General features: G+C 39.3%; 14 protein-coding genes. 6 read left to right on the forward strand and 8 right to left on the reverse strand.

The annotated features are described in order from the left end of the window. Positions 1 to 47 precede the first annotated feature (47 nt). Complete coding sequence (locus tag QL984_RS11840) at positions 48 to 791, forward strand: zinc-dependent metalloprotease family protein (RefSeq protein WP_024602595.1); 744 nt, start codon at positions 48 to 50, stop codon at positions 789 to 791. Between the two features lie 119 nt (positions 792 to 910). On the opposite strand, the gene QL984_RS11845 is transcribed toward QL984_RS11840, so the two are convergent. After that, positions 911 to 2,131 (reverse strand): ectonucleotide pyrophosphatase/phosphodiesterase, encoded by a 1,221-nt coding sequence (locus tag QL984_RS11845; RefSeq protein ID WP_128583678.1) that lies wholly within the window; start codon positions 2,129 to 2,131, stop codon positions 911 to 913. Positions 2,132 to 2,281: 150 nt separating this feature from the next. On the opposite strand from QL984_RS11845, the gene dgt reads away from it, so the two are divergent. The 3 genes from dgt to QL984_RS11860 all read left to right on the forward strand — a co-directional run bounded on the left by dgt (position 2,282) and on the right by QL984_RS11860 (position 6,330). Further along, a complete protein-coding gene (dgt, locus tag QL984_RS11850) occupies positions 2,282 to 3,745 on the forward strand; it encodes a dGTPase (RefSeq protein ID WP_016899096.1) in 1,464 nt (487 codons plus the stop codon). Between the two features lie 93 nt (positions 3,746 to 3,838). Next, positions 3,839 to 5,320: a hypothetical protein gene (locus QL984_RS11855; protein WP_138764389.1), complete on the forward strand. Its 1,482-nt coding sequence runs from the start codon at positions 3,839 to 3,841 to the stop codon at positions 5,318 to 5,320. Positions 5,321 to 5,481: 161 nt separating this feature from the next. Then, positions 5,482 to 6,330: a transporter substrate-binding domain-containing protein gene (locus QL984_RS11860; RefSeq protein WP_013462869.1), complete on the forward strand. Its 849-nt coding sequence runs from the start codon at positions 5,482 to 5,484 to the stop codon at positions 6,328 to 6,330. A gap of 405 nt (positions 6,331 to 6,735) precedes the next feature. On the opposite strand, the gene QL984_RS11865 is transcribed toward QL984_RS11860, so the two are convergent. The 4 genes from QL984_RS11865 to QL984_RS11880 form a co-directional block, all read right to left on the reverse strand. Next, positions 6,736 to 7,941 (reverse strand): HipA domain-containing protein, encoded by a 1,206-nt coding sequence (locus tag QL984_RS11865; RefSeq protein WP_290172799.1) that lies wholly within the window; start codon positions 7,939 to 7,941, stop codon positions 6,736 to 6,738. Next, the gene (locus QL984_RS11870) at positions 7,931 to 8,230 is read right to left on the reverse strand and encodes a helix-turn-helix transcriptional regulator (protein WP_004589614.1); all 300 of its coding nucleotides are present in this window, start codon (positions 8,228 to 8,230) and stop codon (positions 7,931 to 7,933) included. The genes QL984_RS11865 and QL984_RS11870 overlap by 11 nt, the downstream gene beginning before the upstream one ends. A 355-nt stretch (positions 8,231 to 8,585) precedes the next feature. After that, complete coding sequence (locus QL984_RS11875) at positions 8,586 to 9,716, reverse strand: DUF1570 domain-containing protein (RefSeq protein ID WP_290172801.1); 1,131 nt, start codon at positions 9,714 to 9,716, stop codon at positions 8,586 to 8,588. A gap of 2 nt (positions 9,717 to 9,718) precedes the next feature. After that, positions 9,719 to 10,195, reverse strand: coding sequence for a hypothetical protein (locus tag QL984_RS11880; RefSeq protein ID WP_138764733.1), 477 nt, complete (start codon positions 10,193 to 10,195; stop codon positions 9,719 to 9,721). 339 nt (positions 10,196 to 10,534) lie between these two features. Here QL984_RS11880 and QL984_RS11885 point away from each other — a divergent pair, with 339 nt between their 5' ends. Both QL984_RS11885 and QL984_RS11890 read left to right on the forward strand, forming a co-directional pair. Next, positions 10,535 to 11,197 carry a hypothetical protein gene (locus tag QL984_RS11885; protein ID WP_036955386.1) on the forward strand — a complete coding sequence of 221 codons (663 nt, stop codon included), beginning with the start codon at positions 10,535 to 10,537 and terminating at the stop codon, positions 11,195 to 11,197. 329 nt (positions 11,198 to 11,526) lie between these two features. Further along, positions 11,527 to 14,679, forward strand: a complete 3,153-nt coding sequence (locus QL984_RS11890; protein WP_138764732.1) for a DEAD/DEAH box helicase — start codon at positions 11,527 to 11,529, stop codon at positions 14,677 to 14,679. Positions 14,680 to 14,681: 2 nt separating this feature from the next. Here QL984_RS11890 and QL984_RS11895 read toward each other — a convergent pair whose 3' ends face one another. The 3 genes from QL984_RS11895 to QL984_RS11905 are packed head-to-tail and all read right to left on the reverse strand — an operon-like array spanning position 14,682 to position 19,474. Next, entirely contained in the window at positions 14,682 to 17,081 is a 2,400-nt protein-coding gene (locus tag QL984_RS11895) for an AAA family ATPase (protein ID WP_138764731.1), read from the reverse strand. Then, a complete protein-coding gene (locus QL984_RS11900) occupies positions 17,074 to 17,832 on the reverse strand; it encodes an ABC-three component system middle component 1 (protein ID WP_138764730.1) in 759 nt (252 codons plus the stop codon). The genes QL984_RS11895 and QL984_RS11900 overlap by 8 nt, the downstream gene beginning before the upstream one ends. After that, entirely contained in the window at positions 17,825 to 19,474 is a 1,650-nt protein-coding gene (locus QL984_RS11905; protein WP_138764729.1) for an ABC-three component system protein, read from the reverse strand. The genes QL984_RS11900 and QL984_RS11905 overlap by 8 nt, the downstream gene beginning before the upstream one ends. Between the last annotated feature and the right edge of the window lie 298 nt (positions 19,475 to 19,772).

Here is a 19,772-nt window from a genome sequence, read left to right on the forward strand (position 1 = left end):
GACCTAGCAGTAAACACTGCAATCGTAAAAAGTAAGGAAATACAACAATGAAAAAAGTAATTTCAACAGCCGCTATTGCAACGGCGCTATGTGCGGCCAGCACAGTGTCAGCAGAAACCATTGATATCGGTATTTTATATACCGACCAATCTGCAGCAGCTACCAGTAATATCAATACCAAAATTAATCAGCTTATTGCTTTTAGTAACCAGGTATACAGCCAAAATGGCGTTGACATTACGCTACGTTTAGTTGGGACTCAAAATTTAGGTGACTATGCAGTAACCCCTTCTGAAGATTGGTTAAATGCCGTCACAAATAGTAGTTACGTAGATGGTTTACGCAATGATTGGAAAGCCGACATGGTTGCCGTACTCGGTACAGGCCAAAGTGCAGGTAACGGTTTAATTTCATGTGGCTTAGCATGGGTTGGCCAAGGCACAAATGGTAATTTATACAGCTCAATGAGCAGCCGTATGTACTCAATCACCGCAATCGATTGTGGAGCCACAACCTTTGTTCATGAGCTTGGTCATAACCAAGGTTTAGCGCATTCACGTAAGCAAGGCGATACAGCCGGTGGTGTATACGTTGATGGTATGGGGCACGGTGTACAAAATGAATTTGCCAGTATTATGGCCTACCCATTTGTATTTGGCAGTGCAACGCAGTACGACTATTTCTCAAACCCTAACTGGAGCGTAAACGGTATTCCATTTGGGGTGACCAATCAGTCTTACGCCATTCGTACCGTTACCGACACAAAAACCAGTATCGCTAACTTTAAATAAGCTCAATGCTGAATAATAAATGTATTCTCAAAATTCAGCTTAAATAACAATATCAGCATGGGTAAATTACCCATGCTAACCAATTAAGTTTCCCTTGCGGAGCGCCTCGGCGCTCTTTTTTAATGATTAATCATTTTCTGTTGTATGGCAGGGAGTAAGGTTTTACCATCGCTATCCACTTTACTCATTAGCTTTAAACCCATCACCTTAGCAAGCACAGGGTAAATATCTAAATTATTCACTCGCTCAATGCTCATCCCTTTTTTAAACGCCGGCCCGGTAGCAATAAATGTTGCTGCCATATCATCGGTATAGGCATAGCCATGCGTTCCTAAGTAAGGCACTTTCGCACTATTGCTAAATACCGCAGGCGCTGTCGTTTGTACCACAATATCGCCCACACGAGTGCCTTTATTATAGTGATACCCTGCAAGCTGCTCCTCTGTTAGTACCGTGTAGCGTCCTTTTGCTGCATGTTGTAAACGGGCTTTATAAGCCTCTACATCTGCATTTTTAGCATCGCTTTTAGTATAAATAAGTAATCGAGGACCGGTATTAACAACCATAAAATTATCATCTTTAGGTAAGCTGCTCACAACAATGCTCTGCTCAGGCTCAACTTGTGCCATACCATGATCAGACACAATCACCAGATTTACCTCTTGCTCTAACTTACTCAAGCGGGTTTTTAATTGCCCCATCAGCGCATCTAGCTGTTTAACGGCATCACGCGTTTGAACCGCATCAGGGCCATATTCATGCCCCATGCTATCCACTAACGAAAAATAACTCGCCACAAAACGTGGGCGCTGTGCTTTAGGTAAGCTTAACCATTGAATGATTTGATCAATTCGGTCTTGGTAGTCACCTTGTTTAGAGTAGTGAAAGTAATAGTCAGGCGTCATACCATTAAAGCGTGCATCCGACTCAGGCCAAAAGTATACCGCCGATTTAAGCCCATGCATTTTAACTAAATTCCACAGTGGCGTGCCGCGTACCCAGGTACTGTCTTTTTGTCCTTTCCCCATGCTGTAGCATTCATTATTGCGCGCTTTGTCACAAAACTTATTATCTACAATGCCATGGTTAACTGGCAGTAAACCGGTGATCACCGAAATATGATTTGGAAACGTTTTAGTAGGATAAACAGGCTGCATTTTTTGCGCTCTTACGCCTTGCTCACCCATTGCTTTTAAATTAGGCGCACCGTGCTTTTCAATGTAATCCCAACGCAAGCCATCAATAGAGATCATAACAACCGTTTGCTCTTTAGCGGCAAACGCACTATTCACACCCAATAAAAGGCAAAAACACATTACCTTAGTGATCCACAACTTCATTTTAAATACCTAGATGTATGTTAATTTTATAAAAAATAATACTAAAGCAAGTTGTTACTTTATGATACATGCTGATAAATTAAAGCAAACTATTAAAAATAAATAATCGTGCGTTTAATAAGTGCTTAATTCACATAAAAAAGGATTACCATGATCAACTTCAGTAGCAAAGTAACCCCTGCACGTATGCAGCGCACCACTGCCAATTTACAAATGGCGCTTGAGAGCGATCGTGGCCGAATTATTAATAGTGCAGCCATTCGTCGGCTGCAACAAAAAACCCAAGTATTTCCGCTGGAGCGCAACGCGGCTGTGCGTTCGCGCCTAACTCACTCATTAGAAGTTCAGCAAGTTGGCCGCTTTATTGTGCAGCGCATTTTTGCCAATTTAAATTACCAGCAACAAAAAGAATATGGTTTGTCGGGTTTAGAGCGCCCACTAGAAACCCTAGTAGAAATGGCCTGCCTGATGCACGATATAGGTAACCCGCCGTTTGGTCACTTTGGCGAAGCGGCTATTAATAATTGGTTTAATGCTAATTTAGCCAGCATTACGCCTGAGCGTTGCCAAACAACGAACAGCAGCATTGGCGTTATTTTTAAACATTTAGCCCAAGATATTTGCAGCTTTGAAGGCAACGCTCAAGGCATACGCATTATTCACTCTTTGCTGAGCCTAAATTTAACCTATAGCCAAACTGCCGCTATTTTAAAATACACCCGTCCAGCAAGTTTAGCGAAGCAAGATATTCCTCAAAATAAAAACTACATTATGAAAAAAGTGGGGTATTACTACAGTGAAAAAAGCTTTGTTGAAGCACTGCAAACTGAGCTGAAAATGGAGCCCTATTGCCGTCACCCTGCCAGTTATATTATGGAAGCCGCTGACGATATTTCTTATTGCCTTGCCGACATAGAAGACGCCGTAGAAAAAGACATTATCACCACACAGTTATTATGCGAGCAACTAAAAAAGCAGTATCAAAAAGCATTAATTAACCTCGCTCTTAACGACACCCAACACCAAAGCTTTGTGGACGACGCTATAAACTACGCCATAGAACGGGCACAAGCACAGCCCTTTAATTTTAATAGTGAGTTTTTTATTTATTTACGCGTGTCATTACTGCACCCGCTAGTAAACCATGCCGCAAAACGCTTTATTGAAAACATAGAGCCAATTTATCATGGCGACTTTAACCATGCATTATTAGAAGATCGCAGCTACCTGCATGCAGCAACCCAAGCGCTCAAACAAGTCGCGCTTGAGCATGTATTTTCGCACAAAGAAGTCGAAAAGCTCGAACTGCAAGGCTACCGTATTATTAATGGCCTACTCGATTGTTATAAACCTTTGCTGCTTTTGAGTAGCGATGACTTTAAACGTGCATTGCATGGCGACAACCGCTTATTAATAGAATCGAGACTCGTTAAAAAGCTCTCTAAAAAGCATTTAAGTAGCTATCAGCATGCCATAAATGCGATGCAAGAAGAGCCCGATCATTTTGCCGCCTATGAATTTTATTATCGCTGTCGGTTAATTCAAGACTACATTAGCGGCATGACTGACCAATTTGCTTACGACGAGTACCGCAGCTTAATGGTGATTGACTAATTTAGGCTTAGCGCGCGAAATTGCTAAACCCTAGATAATTTTTCACTTTACGCTTAAGATTAGGGCATTGATGCTTAACCACTTTTGAGTTTTATGAAACCGTTACTGAGTTGCTTACTTTTTTGTTTTGCTTTGTTTTATAGTGCCAGCAGTGCCGCTTATAACGAAGCTATGTGTATTCTTATAAAACAAGAAATGCAGCAACACAGCAGTAATAAAGCCAGCCGTAAATACCGTAATGCTGCGCGAGACTTTGAAAAAAACTGCAGTGATCCGCAAGCGGCACGCACTTTGCCAGTACCAAAGCCTAAACCGCAGCCGGTTATTGAACAATCGACCCCGGAGGTTGTAAAATCACAACAAACAGAACCCACTTTACAGTCAACGTTCCCAGACGCTGCAACTGAGCAAAGTGCAACTGGACCCCAAAATAATGTAATCGAAAAAAGCGCCACTCAAACTATAGAGCAAGCTAAAAAAAATGCCCCAGTAGCATCAACCACAACAGCACCTGATGAGTCACAAGTCAATGTAACAGCAGCGGCTGAACAAAGCAGCGCTTCTGAAAAAAATGCACAGCCCGGCAAAATACCGGCCAGTGAATTATCAAACACTGAGGAAAATACGCAACCAGAGGTAAAAAAAGCCACCGTTGAGCCTGCACAAACCGCCGTACCTATCACTATAAAAGCCAGCGAGCAAACAGCCGTTATTGCCTCTTCAATGCCCAAAGGGGCTAATATAATCTCGCTAGTATTACCAAGTGTGGCACTATTGTTAATTGTGGTAATTACGGTTGTGGTATTAATGCGCCTGCGCAATATTAAGCAAAATAAACAAACGGCTGATACTGGCATACCATTGCAAATGTCCCCAAGTCACGACAATGATCAAACTCACAGTGTTGTTACTGAGCGAATGGTGACTGGCTCTGATCTGCAAAACCCAGCCGTCGAAAGCAAGGGTAAAGAGCCTGATTCTAGTCGAGTTAATACAGTGAAAATAAAGCCGGAGCCTAACACGGCAGAGTTTGAAGCAGCTGCTAAAGCAACCTTAGAGCGGATAAAAAATGCAACAGAGTTTGCCGAGCCACAAGTAAGAGATTTTGACCCCGAAGCCAAACAAACCAAAATTCAGCGTAATCCTATAAATCAGCCAATCAAAAAGGTACAACAAGAAGCGCCTATAAAGCCTTCACACAGCGCACCTGAACCCATTGTACCCCATCAGCCACAAGCTGATTTCCATCCTGCAAAAACGCAGCGTTCATCATTAAGCTCAACCACTGAACACGACTTTAAAGAGCCAGAAGTACGCACTTTCGATCCCGACGCGCCACTACCAACTAAAAAAACTAAAGTAATGCCTGAGCAAGTAAAGGTTGCCCCTGAAGAGCCAAGTAAGCCCGATAACTCATCACAAAGCAGCAATCCATTTGCTAACTTATCGCTTGATGAAAGCTGGGATCCAAATTCACCACAAAAACCAAAAATAGAAGAAAAAAAACGCGCGCCTAAATCACAAGCACTCATCGATGCAGAAGAACGCGCAAAAAACATGCAAACAAAAGAATAACGCGGTAACATAAAAATCTTAAAATAAGTCTGTAAAGCGACGGTATAGCCCTTAAGCCTACATTCAGTTAACGCCTTTAAAATAGCCTGTTTTTTAAGCAACGCTCAAAGCCGCTTTATATCCAAAAAGGGTATATTTAATAGAAGGAGAGACTTATACACATGCATGTTATGTTATCAGCTAAATTAAGATACCGTATTTATATCGCATCTTTTTTGCTGATGGCTTTTACCAGTCATTACACGCACGCAATTGAAGCAATACAACCCTCAAGCAAAGCGCCTAATCACCATGCTACTTTAAATATAAGTACAGGCGAATGGCCGCCTTTTTTAAGCGAATCGCTGCCTCACAAAGGCGTGGTTGCGCATTTAATTACCGATATATTTGCACAAGCTAACATTAAAGTTAACTTTACCTTTTTACCGTGGCCGCGTGCCTACCACGACACCATTAATGATAAGTACGCAGCCACTGCCGTATGGATGTTTGAACAACAACGTACTGAGGATTATTTTTACAGTGAGCCAGTGTTAAACGAGCGTTTTGTATTTTTTTATCATAAACAACGCCCTTTTGATTGGCAAAATCTAAACGATTTAAAAGGCTTATTACTCGGTGGTGGGCTTGCCTACAGTTACGGCAAAGACTTTGATAAAGCAGCCGATGAAGGCTTATTCGATATGTCGCGAGTAAGTACCACAGAGCAAAACTTTAAACGCTTAGCTATGGGCAGAATCGACGCCTTTGCCGAAGAGCAAAGCGTAGGCTATTTCACATTAGCGAGTAAATTACCTGACCTATTCAGCGCTATTAATCACCACCCCAAAGCTTTGTTGGTAAACCAAAGCTTTATGATGTTCCCTAAAAATAACCCACGCAGTGAACAGCGGCTTGAAATATTTAACCAGCAATTACTTAAATTTAAACAAAACGGCCGTTATCAAGCCTACTTTGATGCGTTAGATAATGGCGCTTATCAACCCACAAATAGCGCCCTGGCCGACTAACCTGTAGGCAGGGCTTTATGCAGCGCGCTTTATGTTTGGAACGCGGGTTTCGGGCTACGAGCTAGGTTTTAGGTTCTAGTATTTGTGCAAGCTCGCTACTCGTCGCTCGAAGCCCGTTGTCTTCTCATTTACCCTCATTCGCTTCTCTGTGGTTATATATTTTTTAAGTGATTTATGCACCACAGAGATTATGAGGCGCTGCGCTTTTAGAGGAAATAAAAAAGCCAAATATTATTCTGTAGCAGCAATTTTATATCGCGTATTTATAGGCTTTTGCATTTTACCCGCGCCTCGTCGCTCGAAGCCCGCTGCCTTCTCATTCCCGCTTTAAGGTTCATATAAGCGCCAATTAATAAATGACTACTTAATCAGTCATTAAACCACTAATGACTGCTTTATTAGCCTTTAACTTATAGAGGGTATCACGCTTTCTAAGCGTTTTATGTCAATATCACTGATATTAGCAAAACGTTTAAAGTGCGCTGGCCACTGGCGAGTATAGCTCTCAACCTCGGCAATTATTTTTGTTGCTTGAGCCTTGTTGAGGCCGAAGCGTTTGGCTTGCGACAGTAAATTATCGATACTAGCATATCGGCCATCATCACCAAGCCCTATGCCATGCTGCTTTGAGTTATTAATAGGGGTAATATCATAAGCGGGGCTCATACGCCACGTTTGCCCTGCAAAGTGATACAAAAATGCATGATTTCGGCTGTGATCATCAGTATTACCAATAAATACGTTAAATACCATTCGCTTGTAGAGCTCTGTAGCATCAGCAGCGAACTCACCTGTGTGGTGGCGAATAAATTCAGCCAGTTCACCGTAGCTATAGTATGTTGCTAAGTCGCTTATCGCGACTTTTGGTTTTTGTAATAAGCTATTGGCGCTTAAAAAGTGATGAGTTGGTAAGTCATCGCTTACATCAAAACGTTCAACTAACAGAACATCGCCATTTTCTGTTTCATGAATACGGGTATTTGCAGTGCGAATCCCCAATTCATTAGCCATACACATAGCGCCATGCTCAGCCCTAGCTAAATTAAACAAATCGTCTTGACGATTAAACTTTGCCAAATAAAGTTTTTGGTCAATTTTCACAGAGGTTTTAGGTCTTGCTCCCCCCATACTTTGGCCAAATTCAAAGGCTTTTTTTGCTTCTTGTGAAATCGTTTTATTGGCGAGCAAATCGTCCTTTGCTTGATCCAACAAGGTTAAATCGGCTAATGTATTTTTATTCGCTTTATGTTTTGATGCGCTGCGCGACAAACTAAATACCAAGGCGCCAACACCATACCCAGACCCTGCGAGTAAAAATTCTAGCTCATTTTTTGGTTTGGTATTATGCAGCGACAGTATAAGCTTACGCCCCCACGAATCAGCTCCCGCATCACTTAACACCCCAAACACACCTTTATTGGCAGAATAACTAACGATGCCAGGCTGTAATGGTAAATGCAGCGGATCGAGCGCAAACGCATCAGAGCGCGCAAGGTAACTTTTACCATAATTAAACTCACCTCGGCCTGTTTGTGTATTTAACTTAAAAAAACCACAAATTACCGGGTTGTCTTCTAAACCGTCAATAAATACATAGGCTTCAGAAGTCATCGTTAATCACCTGAGTTTTATTGCTTTTACGCTGTCTTGCATTATAACCGCCCACATCTGCGGCAAGCTCGTTAATTTCATCCAACAATGAGCCTTGCAATTGGAGTACAACAAGGGCTTCAAACAATATATCGCTTTTTACTACCTCCCCTTGCTCAAGCTTTTGTACCGTGGAGCGAGATACACCAATCATTTTAGCGAACGTGCTCTGGGTATAAAGTAAAGTACGGTGCTGGCGAATTAAATCACCCAATCGACGCGCCAGCTTTAATGCTTGTTCAGATCTCATAAATGACTACCTAATCGGTCATTAATAAACTAATGATTAGTTTAGCGGTATTTAATATGATTGCAATATTATTTAAATAGATACGAAATGAGTTTCGAGGTTCGAGGTTCGAGGTTCGAGGTTCGAGGTTCGAGCTTAAAGCAGCGAGCTTAAATCGCCTAGTCCCTTTTGCATTACCTCTTCAGCCCAGCGCCTCATAACCTCTTTGTGAATAAATCACTTAAAACCATATATGCACAAAGAGAAGACAGCGGGTTTCGAGCAGCGAGCGACGGGCAGAAAACACAACCTAGCGCTTTTTATCAACGTAGGCGTTAAGCTTGCTGACGTGAAAAGCGCAGCTTTAAATATCTTTTTAAAAACGGTGCTTTATAAATGGTTTGTTTAACCATGTTTTATAGTCTTTAGATAGCTGCGGAAAGTGCTGATACAACATACTTTCCAGTGTTTCAGCTGTGAGTTTACTGCAAGGTGAATTTTGCTCGGCTAACATAACGCTTTTTAAAAACTGCTTGCCTTTGCTCGAGTCCATTAAAAAATATATCGCCGCCCAACTGCTCGCATAAAGTTTAGTGTCATTAGCTGTTTGCCATTTGTTATCTAAACCTATCAACCAATTAATAGTGAAAACACTTTGCGCTATGTGTTTGTTACTTATCCAACTTAGGTGAGGTTCAATGCTGACTAATTGCATGCTGTTTTTGGTATATTCAAAATATTCAGCCAGCCCTTCATTAAGCCAACGAGGAGTTGTGCCTAGTATTGCTTTGTTTATAGCATGTACCGCTTCGTGTATTGCTGTGCGCATTGCGCTTTGTTCGTTTCGATAATATATAAACGCAGAGTTAGTAGCATGAAAATATATACCATCTGTATTACTTAGATCTGCCCCGCGCTGTTTAATCGCTTGTTCGTAACGACTTCGTGTTGCAAATACGGTCAGGTTTAACCTTACCTTTTTTAATGCATCTGCCCCTATAATTTGGCCATACACTTTAAACACAGTATTTAGTTTTATCCGCAATTCTTCTGTAAACGACGGCGGTAAATTAGCGGCCTGTAGCGTTAATTCAAAGTAATCGAGCGGCTCAACAAAGTCAGTATCAAGTGTTTCAACCGCAAAGTCTGGCTTAGTATCACTAAAATGGGGCACACCATGGCTATCAGTCCAAGTGTAAATATTGCCATTACGCTTATATTTAACTTCACCTAATGAAACATCAGTACAACGCGCTGTATCGGCTTGTGGTAAATGGTTTTGTATTACTGTTTTAGTGGTAAACGAGCCTGCAGAGGGTTTAATTAGAGTTTGCTCTGTTTCTTCAACTACTTCGATTTCGACTTTTAAATCCTCGTAAATAGTCCGTACACTGCCAATAGGATCATGGTAGTTGAATACCCGCCCAGTTAGGTGATTAGCAATAAGTGCCGCTGCAATTAACAGCACAATAAATACAAATAGCACGCGCCATTTTGTGCTCAACATCTTTATCGTCGCTTGTTCCACCGGGCTTCAAATAAGCGCTTTTGTTCACCACGGTATTCACTGCACCACACGAAATCGGATGATTGCATTCCTTTCGAACGGCATCGCTTTGGTAAAGTATAAAATTCAGACCATGCAGCTAGCTTTTCGGGATCGCTATAGCTGTCGCTATGCAATTTCATATTAGGCATCCGCGTGTGCAATAATGCATTGTTACTTGAGCTGTAAGCCGAAGAGCGTTGATATGTTCGATTGGTTTGTTTGGGCTTATCACAATGCTTTGCAAGTTCTTCAAACAAATATTTAAACCGTGCTTTTAACCGCTCACCTTCTTTCACCTTATAGCTTTGACGCAACCGTGAACGTATTGTTTCACGTTCTTTTACAATACTATCGCAATGTTCTTGCGAGTATTGCTCGTATGCTTGCGGGAGAGAAGTAAATAGGCAAAGTAGTATCAATAAAATCCATTTAATCATTATTTATCCCTAAATTGAGTGCTGTTTTCATTTGAGCGCCTAGACTGAATATAGAGGATTGAATCTAAAATAGAAACAGATAGTTTAAGCAAATTGTTAAATCATGCCTGAGCGGGATTGTTGTAGCAGTTTGTGATGAGAGTTTGTATCTACTTTTTAGTTATATAGAAATGACCCCTACAAATTTTTACCTGTTTATTATATTTGTAATATAACTTAGCCATTTGAAAGTATTGATCTTATTTTCATAAAAATTTGTGTATCATTGTAAGTAATTAAACTTTTTTAGGTTTGCACTTGATAAAAGTGCGATATTTAGCCTTATATGGAAATAAATATATGTTAAAAAAACTTACTATAACTGCCACTTTCTTATCCATTTTATCTGGTTGTACTATACAAAACTCATTCCCTGTGGAATACCATAAAAAAACAATCGAAAGTGTAGAGGTTAAAAACATCGACTCTATTGGTGTAACCCAATGGAGAGATAAAAGAAACCTTGCCACTGTTAAAGATGAATTAGCAGAAAAAGCAGTTATGCGAATGGGCCCTGCAACAATCGGCATGACAAGTGATGGACAGGAATTTGTTAGAGTTGCCGACTTTATAAGAAATGCCTTTATTGATGAACTTCAATCATTAGGTGTAAATGCAAAAAAGATTGACATAATACCCGCATCTAGCGAAGCGAAACTACTAAGTAATATTGCAATAAATAATCAAGTTGAAATGTTAATTTCTGCAGACCTGATGAGTTTTGATGTTAATTGTCATGGTGCGTGGACTTTAGACTGCAATAGAAATGTTTCTTTTTCACTTTCATTAGTAAATAAGCTAGGGGAAGAATTAATTACACGTGAATTATTTGATGCAACTATGGCCAATAATGAGGGTATGGGGGTCCTCCATAAGACATTATTGGATCAATTAACTAACGAAGTTATGCGCAGCGCTTTAAAAAAAGCTGTAATTAGAACTGTTGAAGAAATTAATAAATAGTCTAATTAACTAAAGAAAATGTCGCGTTGGCGACGGCAACCAAGGGGCGGATACCGCCGACCGCCCCTTGGAACCCCACGGCGCCCCGGGCATTTTGCACTTTCCTCAAAGCCTAAATTGATATGAACGTAACCGCCGTGTAAGGCACATCCATATGCCTGTCACGGCTTTAATTGCATCCATGCATTTAATTACTCATCAATTGAGTCTTTTTGGGCAAAATGACGGGGAAATTTTCTTGGCAGCGGTCTTTAATTCAATAATGAGTTAATGCTTGTTTACATTGCATTTTTTAGTAAACTGAAAGCTCGCAAACAGGGAGCGATTTAATGCAACAGATTGGTATTTACGAGCAGTTAATTACACAAGTAATTAAGCAAAACTTAAATCGTGACCAATTTTATGTGGGCGAACGCCAACTAGAATCAGCTGAGGCGGCTACGTGGCTTTCGCGCTTTTTAGGCAAGCTTGTTGAACATGTAATCGATGCAATCCCTAATTCAAGCGAGCGTTTACAAGAGCAAATTAATCTCGCAAACAGCCTTGTGCTTTGGCTTAAAGATCATATTCGCGATGACGAGCTGATCAATGAAAATCTTATCGACAGCCAAGGCAGAATACTCACCGCGTTGTTTAATACCCAAAACCCTATTGCGGCAAATCTTAAAGATTACTCTCACGATATTTTTCCGTTAACAGGGCTTACACAAAGTGAATTGTTTAGCGGCGCGAATGCGGGAATATCGCTCGAAACCGAGCTAAAGCGCGAGATTAAGTCATCCGACACTATTTACTGGCTTGTCTCATTTATAAAATGGACGGGGCTGCGCATATTTAAAAACGAGCTTGAAGCCTTTACCAAAAGCGGTAATAAACTCAAAGTAATTACCACTTCGTACATGGGTGCAACGGATGCAAAGGCGGTTGAGTTTTTAGCAAACCTACCAAATACCGAGGTAAAGCTAAGTTATAACAATCAGCAAGAACGCCTCCACGCAAAGTCGTACTTGTTTATGCGTAATACAGGTTTTCATACTGGGTATATTGGCTCGTCTAACTTATCGCATTCAGCGCTTACCAGCGGCCTTGAGTGGAACTTAAAAATTACCGCGCAAGAAATTCCGCACATTATATCCAAAACCAAAAGTACCTTTGAAACTTACTGGCAATCGCCAGATTTCGAGCTATTTACAGGCAAAGCTGAATGTAAAGAAAAGCTCACTAATTCACTCAAGGAACAACGTGGTGTTGGCCAAGCAAGCAGCCAGTTTTATTTTGATATAACACCAAAAACCCATCAGCTCGCTATTTTAGAAAAACTAAGCGTTGAGCGTAGCGTGCATAATCGCTTTAAAAATTTAGTGGTTGCTGCAACGGGCACGGGTAAAACCATTATATCGGCGTTCGACTTTAAAACCGTTTACGATAAAAACCCAAACACACACTTTTTGTTTGTAGCCCACCGTGAAGAAATACTTAAACAAGCGCAAAGTGCTTACCGTGGTGTACTTAAAAATAACGACTTTGGTGAGCTGTGGGTAGGTAACTACAAACCACAACGCTACAACCAATTATTTGCGTCAATCCAAACATTAAACAGCCAAATTGAATCGCTCAATTTAACGCATGATTACTACGACTTCATAGTAATAGACGAAGTACATCACGTAAGCGCTGCAAGTTATCGCGCTATTTTAAATCACTTTACGCCCACAATATTACTTGGCTTAACCGCCACACCTGAGCGACAAGATGGCGCAAATATACTCGATGATTTTTGTGGCGTAATAGCCGCTGAAATTCGCTTACCAGAGGCAATTAATCAACGCCATTTATGTCCTTTTCAATACTTTGGATTAGATGACGACACCGACCTAAGCCAAATAACTTGGCGAGGCGGCCGTTACGATATAACCGAGCTAAGTAACCTTTATACAGGCGAGAACAGCCGCGCAAACAAAATTATATCCAGCTTGGCTGATATAGTGACTAATGTTCACAACATTAAAGCCTTGGCATTTTGTGTAAGCCAAAAGCACGCAGAGTTTATGGCCTCTAAGTTTAACTTAGCTGGCATAAACGCCGATGTACTCACCAGCAAAAACACCAATGAGCGCGCAGCCAAACAACAAGCACTACGCCAAGGCGAAATACAAATACTTTGCGTGGTTGATATTTTTAACGAAGGGGTCGATATTCCAGAGGTCGATACACTTTTATTTTTACGCCCAACTGAAAGCTTAACGCTATTTTTACAGCAACTCGGCCGTGGCCTTCGCTTGCCCGACAACAGTCAAAAACAGTGCTGCACCGTTCTCGACTTTGTAGGAAATGCCCGTCCAGAATACGACTTTGCCAGTAAATTCCGCGCGCTAATTGGTAAAAGCAACCAACCGATAAAAACCGAGATTGAAAACAACTTCCCGCATTTACCGCTGGGTTGCCGTATAGAGCTACAAAAGCGCACACAACAAACAATATTAAAAAATATTCAGCAAGCTATAAACTCTAAACGCCGTTTACAGCAGCTGATAAATAGCTACTCACAACATACTAATGATGCGCTTACGCTCAGTAATTTTTTACGCATAAACCCGCAAGTCACGCTGGAAGATATATACAAACCAAAAGATAGAAAGCTCGGTGGCTGGCATTGGCTAAAAGGTGATGAAATACCCGCAGAGCAAGCCGATATTTACGCCGCGTATTACCGCGCTATCAACACCCAATTACTCGGCTGCGACTCGCTCAGTTACTTATGCTTTTTACGTGATTTATGTAAAAACGACTTTAGCTTTACTCCAACGCCACAAAATCAACAGTACGCGCTTATGGCGCATTACAATTTTTGGGATAACACAGGCACAAGTTTAGACTTTAAAACGCTTGAGCAAAGCTTACAGGCACTTAAACACAAAGAGCTACAGCAGGAACTTGCGCAAGTAATTACGCTGTTAATAAATCGCATTCACCAGCAAGAAAGCGATTTAACGTGCTTACCTAATCACGCAATAAAATTACACAGCCGCTACACACGCCAACAAATACTCGCCGCGTTTGGGGCGCACTCGTTTGATAAAAAATCGACCGCTCGCGAAGGCGTTTTAGAATTTAAAAACCAAAACCTAGAGCTGTTATTTGTAACACTCAACAAGTGCGAAAAAACCTACTCGCCCACCACGCTGTATCACGACTACGCAATCAGCCCTACTCTGTTCCATTGGCAAACGCAAAACAGCGCCCGCCCAGAACACGGCCGCGGCCTAAGCTATATTCAACACCAACAAACAGGCAAAACCATCCTGTTGTTTGTGCGCGAACAAGGCAAAGACGAAAACGGCCGAACCATGGGGTTTGTAAACTACGGCGAGGTTAAATACCAAAGCCACAACGGCAGCCAGCCGATGAATATAACGTGGGAATTAACCAACCCCATGCCAAGTGACATGTGGCATGAGGCTGCGAAATTAGCGGTTGGGTGATTTTAATTGATAGATTCCAGCCTCTTATTCTTCATATTTATAGGAAAAGACTTTAAACCGGCCTGACTGTACTTATAATGAAAGTAATTCGCGACTTTACTCTCATGAGTTGATAACAGAATTTGCAATTCAGGAAACTCGTATCGCATCATTTGAACAAAAGAAGCCATGTTAACTTCATCCATAGTTTGAACTGGGTCATCAATCATCAAAGTAGATAACTTAGAAGGGTAAACTTTATTCATAGCGAGCATAAACGAGATAACAACACCTGCCAGCTGCCCAGAACTCATTGTATTCCATGCATCATGACTATCATTAGGTGTAGCGCTAAACTTCATAAAGCCTTTTTCGTTTCCTTTAGTGGGAGTAATTAAAAATATACCGCTCCCCTCAGGACGAGACTGTAATATTTTAGAGCTATAAACAAAAAGCGGTATTGCAATATGTTTTGCTACACCTTTTTCATAAGCTTTAATTTCATCTCTATAGACCTTACTAATTGCCGTTATTTCTTTCCTTTTTAGCTTTAACTTTTCTAATTTAGCTTTTAATTGAGATACCTTTAAACTTTTTGCTTTGTAAGATGAGGAGCTTTGCTGCAAAATCAATCGAGTTAATAGTGAAAAGTCCCTGTCAATATCATTCAAATCAATAGACAACTTTTCATTTTCATCAAACTCTAAACCTAACGTTTTTAGATCCTGTTTTAATTGTAGATACTCTTTTAACGGCTCATTTGAAAGTTGCTTTTTATGACTATTAATAAAAGTAATGAGCTGCTCTTGGGTTTCATCATAATTTTGATTAACTACAAGTAGTTTGTTATCAATAAAACGTGTGCAATCGCCAATATTGGATTCAAGCCATGTTCTTATTTTAGTCATACTTTCGAAATCGGACTTTTCTATATTTTTATGTTTATTCACACGATTTAAATCAAAGTTTAAGTAATTTTTATACTTAGACAGGTAGTTTCGCATTTTAGTAATAGAAGGGACAATAAGGCCTGTTATTAATTTTTCAGTTATTATCTTAAGTAACTTGTCATTATCTCCTAATTGATCAGAGAAAAACTTCGATTGTTCTTCATATTCATCAAGTAAAGCTTGTCCTGTTGGTTTCATATCACCACATAGTGGACAAGGTATATCTTGATATTCTTTTGCTTCATCGTAGCCAATATGTTCTTTGTAGTGAGATAATAAATTTTTACGACTGTCATCAATTTTAATAAGCAAAGAGCCCAGCGAACTATTTGACTTAGATAAGCTTAAAAATGTAGCTATATCAGTTGTGAATACATCATAGCTTGAAGAAAAATTTTCTTTGTAAATATCTAAAATATCTTCGCTAAGGCTATTTGGTTTATCATCAAACAATCTAATTAACTTACTATAGACATCAGCTTTTTTCTTCGCCTTGCGCCAAATCAAGCTATGTTTATTTAGCTTTTTTGTTAGCTCTTCATAATTTTCAACTAAGCCAACTTTTAAATAATTCTCGAGTTGTTCAGTCCGCTCTGTTGTCATTTTATTCAAAAAATAATTAAATTTTAGCTTTTCATAAGCTGAATTATTTTTTATAAGCCACTCAACACCCTCTAAACTATTTTTATAAGCTTCAAGCTGCTCTAAAGTGCTAGATGATAAATCACTAAATAGAGCAATTTTCCCACTGCTAAGTATGCTTTCAGAATCTTCAGCCTCAGTAGTCGGCTTTGATAGCTGTACTAACTCTCCTTCTTCTTTTTTGATTAAGGGAGTATAGTCATCTATTGTTTTCTTCAGCTTGGCTGAAAGTACATCTAATTTATCTGCTTTATTTTTTTCTTCTATCGTACCAAACAGGTAACTTATTTCTTGGTGGCGTTTACTTTCATCAAGTTTTAAGAAGTGGCACGTCTCTTCTTGTTGGATGTAATTAAACAAAGTAAAAGTTTTCTCTAATTTTTCATTCTCTAATAAATTATTTAATTTGCCTTCATCCAGCTTCTTTTTACTTAACTCACGAAAAACAGATTCATTCTGCCACATCTCAGCTTCAAAACGCTCAATGGCATTTTGATATTTTGCTACCCTTCCTGCTTCGCCTGAGATATTTGCAGGTATATGAATACCAATAACTAGTAAGGTACTTGTATCATCCAAAAGCTCTAACTGAATAGTCGTTGACTTACTATTATCTCCCTTAAGAATATGATCTTCTTTGTTCTTTGAGTCAGTATGCTTAACTCGAGATATCTTTCCAGTAAAACAAAGTTCAATAGCATCAAAAATTGTTGTCTTTCCAAAACCATTTGGACCATCAAAAAGAACTAGATCATTACCAGTGAAATCAAACTCAACCGGTTCTTTAAAAGATTTAAAGTTATCAATTAGCATCCTTCCTAGTTTAATCATTACTTTTATCTTCCTTCACAAGTTCAGTAACCCAGCTTTCAAGATCATTTAAATCAAGATCTAGCAATTTTTCGCACTCTCTTAACTGCTCAGCAGTTAACTTATTATCTATTTTTTGTTGTAAGACTTCCTGATTAGAAGGAGTAACCATTAAAGACAAAAAAGGAACTTTTTCATAAAGCCTAGCAATAAAGGAATATTCAACTCCCTTATCAGTTAGCCCAAACAAATTAGTACTGGTAAACTCATTAAACCGCTCTGTATCTGAAATTAAACGTTGCACATAAGCAATAAAACTATCTTTATTTTCAGAAAAATTAATTGCAAGGGTTGGAGTCTCTTTATCAGATATCAATAAAACTTGTTTCTTGAAGAAGTAAGGATCTTCTTCAATTGAAATAGCTTGCTTCACTACATTTTCATTAACACCGGCTACATGCGTAGTGAAAATAATTAAAGTTGCATTTTTATCAAATGAAGATGATATCTTCACTTCACCATCCGTCATTTTCTCAAAATTATTAGCTTGATTTTTAATCAACGCTGCTAATCTTATTTGAATGTCATTGTTAACATAAGGCAGTAATCTTTCAGGCAATTGGAGGTAGATGAAATAATCGCCTTGTTGATTTTGGCCAATATAAAGCAAAGTTGAACATTTATAATCTTCTTCAACATACTCTGATCTTGTTAAAGAAAAGTTAGATTCAATGAAAAGTCGTTCCATCAAGTTATCAAATAACTTATCCATTAATTTCTCCTAATGCTTTACGACTATCCATAAAGCTGACTTCCTTCTGTTGAGTGATTTTGTCTGAACTTTTTAGATTTGAGTTTGTATGTTCATAACTTTCGACCTGAGTTATCTTCTCGATACCTGCAGGAATAACATCTTCAGCATCAGTCGAGTTAACTACAATGTAATCAACATTGGAAAGAATAAACGATTGGTTGCCATAATTGTCAGCCAACCCTTTCCTGACTGTATCTATCGCCCTATCTTTCCGCCTTGCCCTTGTAAAATTGAAGTCAATACAGCTCGGTTGAAATTCAAAAATGTCATTTTTGCATGCAAGTGTTAATTTCCCTGATGGTTTTTTAACTTCTTGAATAAAATCTAGAAAAACACTCTTAATTTTTTGTGGCTCTGATATTGCCTCATAAAACTCACGAATATTGGTATTTTTTATGGTATGAGGATATATTTTCCGTAAGAAACTGACGCATTCGCTAGGAAAGTAATTATCGATAATATTGATTCGCACAGATTCTAACCTCGCAATATAGTGATGATATTCTTCGATATCTTCATCAGATGTCGAATATTTAATGTCATCATAGAGCTCATCAAGCTGTTCTTTATAAGCTTTTTCAAAGTTTTCTCGACAAACTTGATTCCAATAAGCAGCATCTTGAACTCGATAAGTTTTTTTTAACTCTTGTACAATTTCATTAAAAGAAATACTTGGCTTAGTCCTTTGCAAGTAAGGAAGGTGATTATCCTGCTTATCTCTAATGTGTTTATGTCTTATAACTAAGTTTTGATCAATCAAAGCACATAAAGCTGTTTTATATAATTTAATATCTTCTTCTGAAAAAGCTTCTCCAGGATGAAATAATGCTAAAAGTTCCTTTATTAGAGTATCTAGCTCCAGATTCAGTGCATCATCAGATAGTGCAAGCTTGTAAACTTTAGAGTTATCAAAACTAAGAAAAACCTGTTGGCAAGAAAGGCTCATCGGCTGAACTAAATTTGGAATTAGATGGCTAGGTATACCTGCAATATTGGTAATACTTTCCAGAGGTGGTTCAACTTCATCTGCAGTATGAAAGTAGGTGGTTGAGATGCTAAATGCCTTTTGCGAAAGTGATTCAAAATCGGTAATACATTTTGTAAGATTACTGCGGTACTCAATATTGGCAGATTGAATATTAGCTTTCCAATTACTATCTAATAAACCTTTATCATTAACCAGCATACATTTAGTTATTTCTGCTTTTAGCTTCTCTTTTTCAGCTGCACTATCACCTTTTTTTTTGCTTCTAAATGTAAAGTATTTAAAGATATCAGTGTCTGGCAGTACACCATTCTTTCGATGTAAAATTGTTGCGATAGCTTCAACATGGTCTTTAAATTTATTTTCGCCTTTATGTTTTACTTGGTGAAGAGATAAATAATCCTCACCTCTTTTAATGGCAAAATCTTCAATCCATTCATACTCAATATGGTGCTCATCTAGGAAGGTATCGAAAGCAGATAAATCAACTCCTGCACGGCCTTCATTAAGAATATTTACTAAACAAACATAGAGGCCTACTTTTCCTTGGTAGTTATAACCATTCCAAGAGGGTGTCGCATCGTGCAAAATGCTTTTAGATGATGCATTACTCATATTAAAGTTACTCGCTTATACAAACTAGATATAGTCACAAATCTTTACCTCAGAAAGCCAATCTACCAACACACTCCAACTCCCCGTGATCACACCCGAAAGTTATAAATTGATGAGTAATCACTTGCATGGATGCAAGTTAAGCCGTGACTTCGCCATGGATGGCGAATACACGGCGATTACGTTCACATCAATTTTTAACTTGAGGACACAGTGTGATCCTCGGGCGCGCCGTGGGATTCCAAAGGGCGGTCGGCGGCAGCCGCCCTTTGGTTGCCATCGCCAACGCGATAAAACC

This window comes from Pseudoalteromonas sp. APC 3495 (assembly GCF_030407645.1).
Taxonomy (GTDB): Bacteria; Pseudomonadota; Gammaproteobacteria; order Enterobacterales; family Alteromonadaceae; genus Pseudoalteromonas; species Pseudoalteromonas tetraodonis.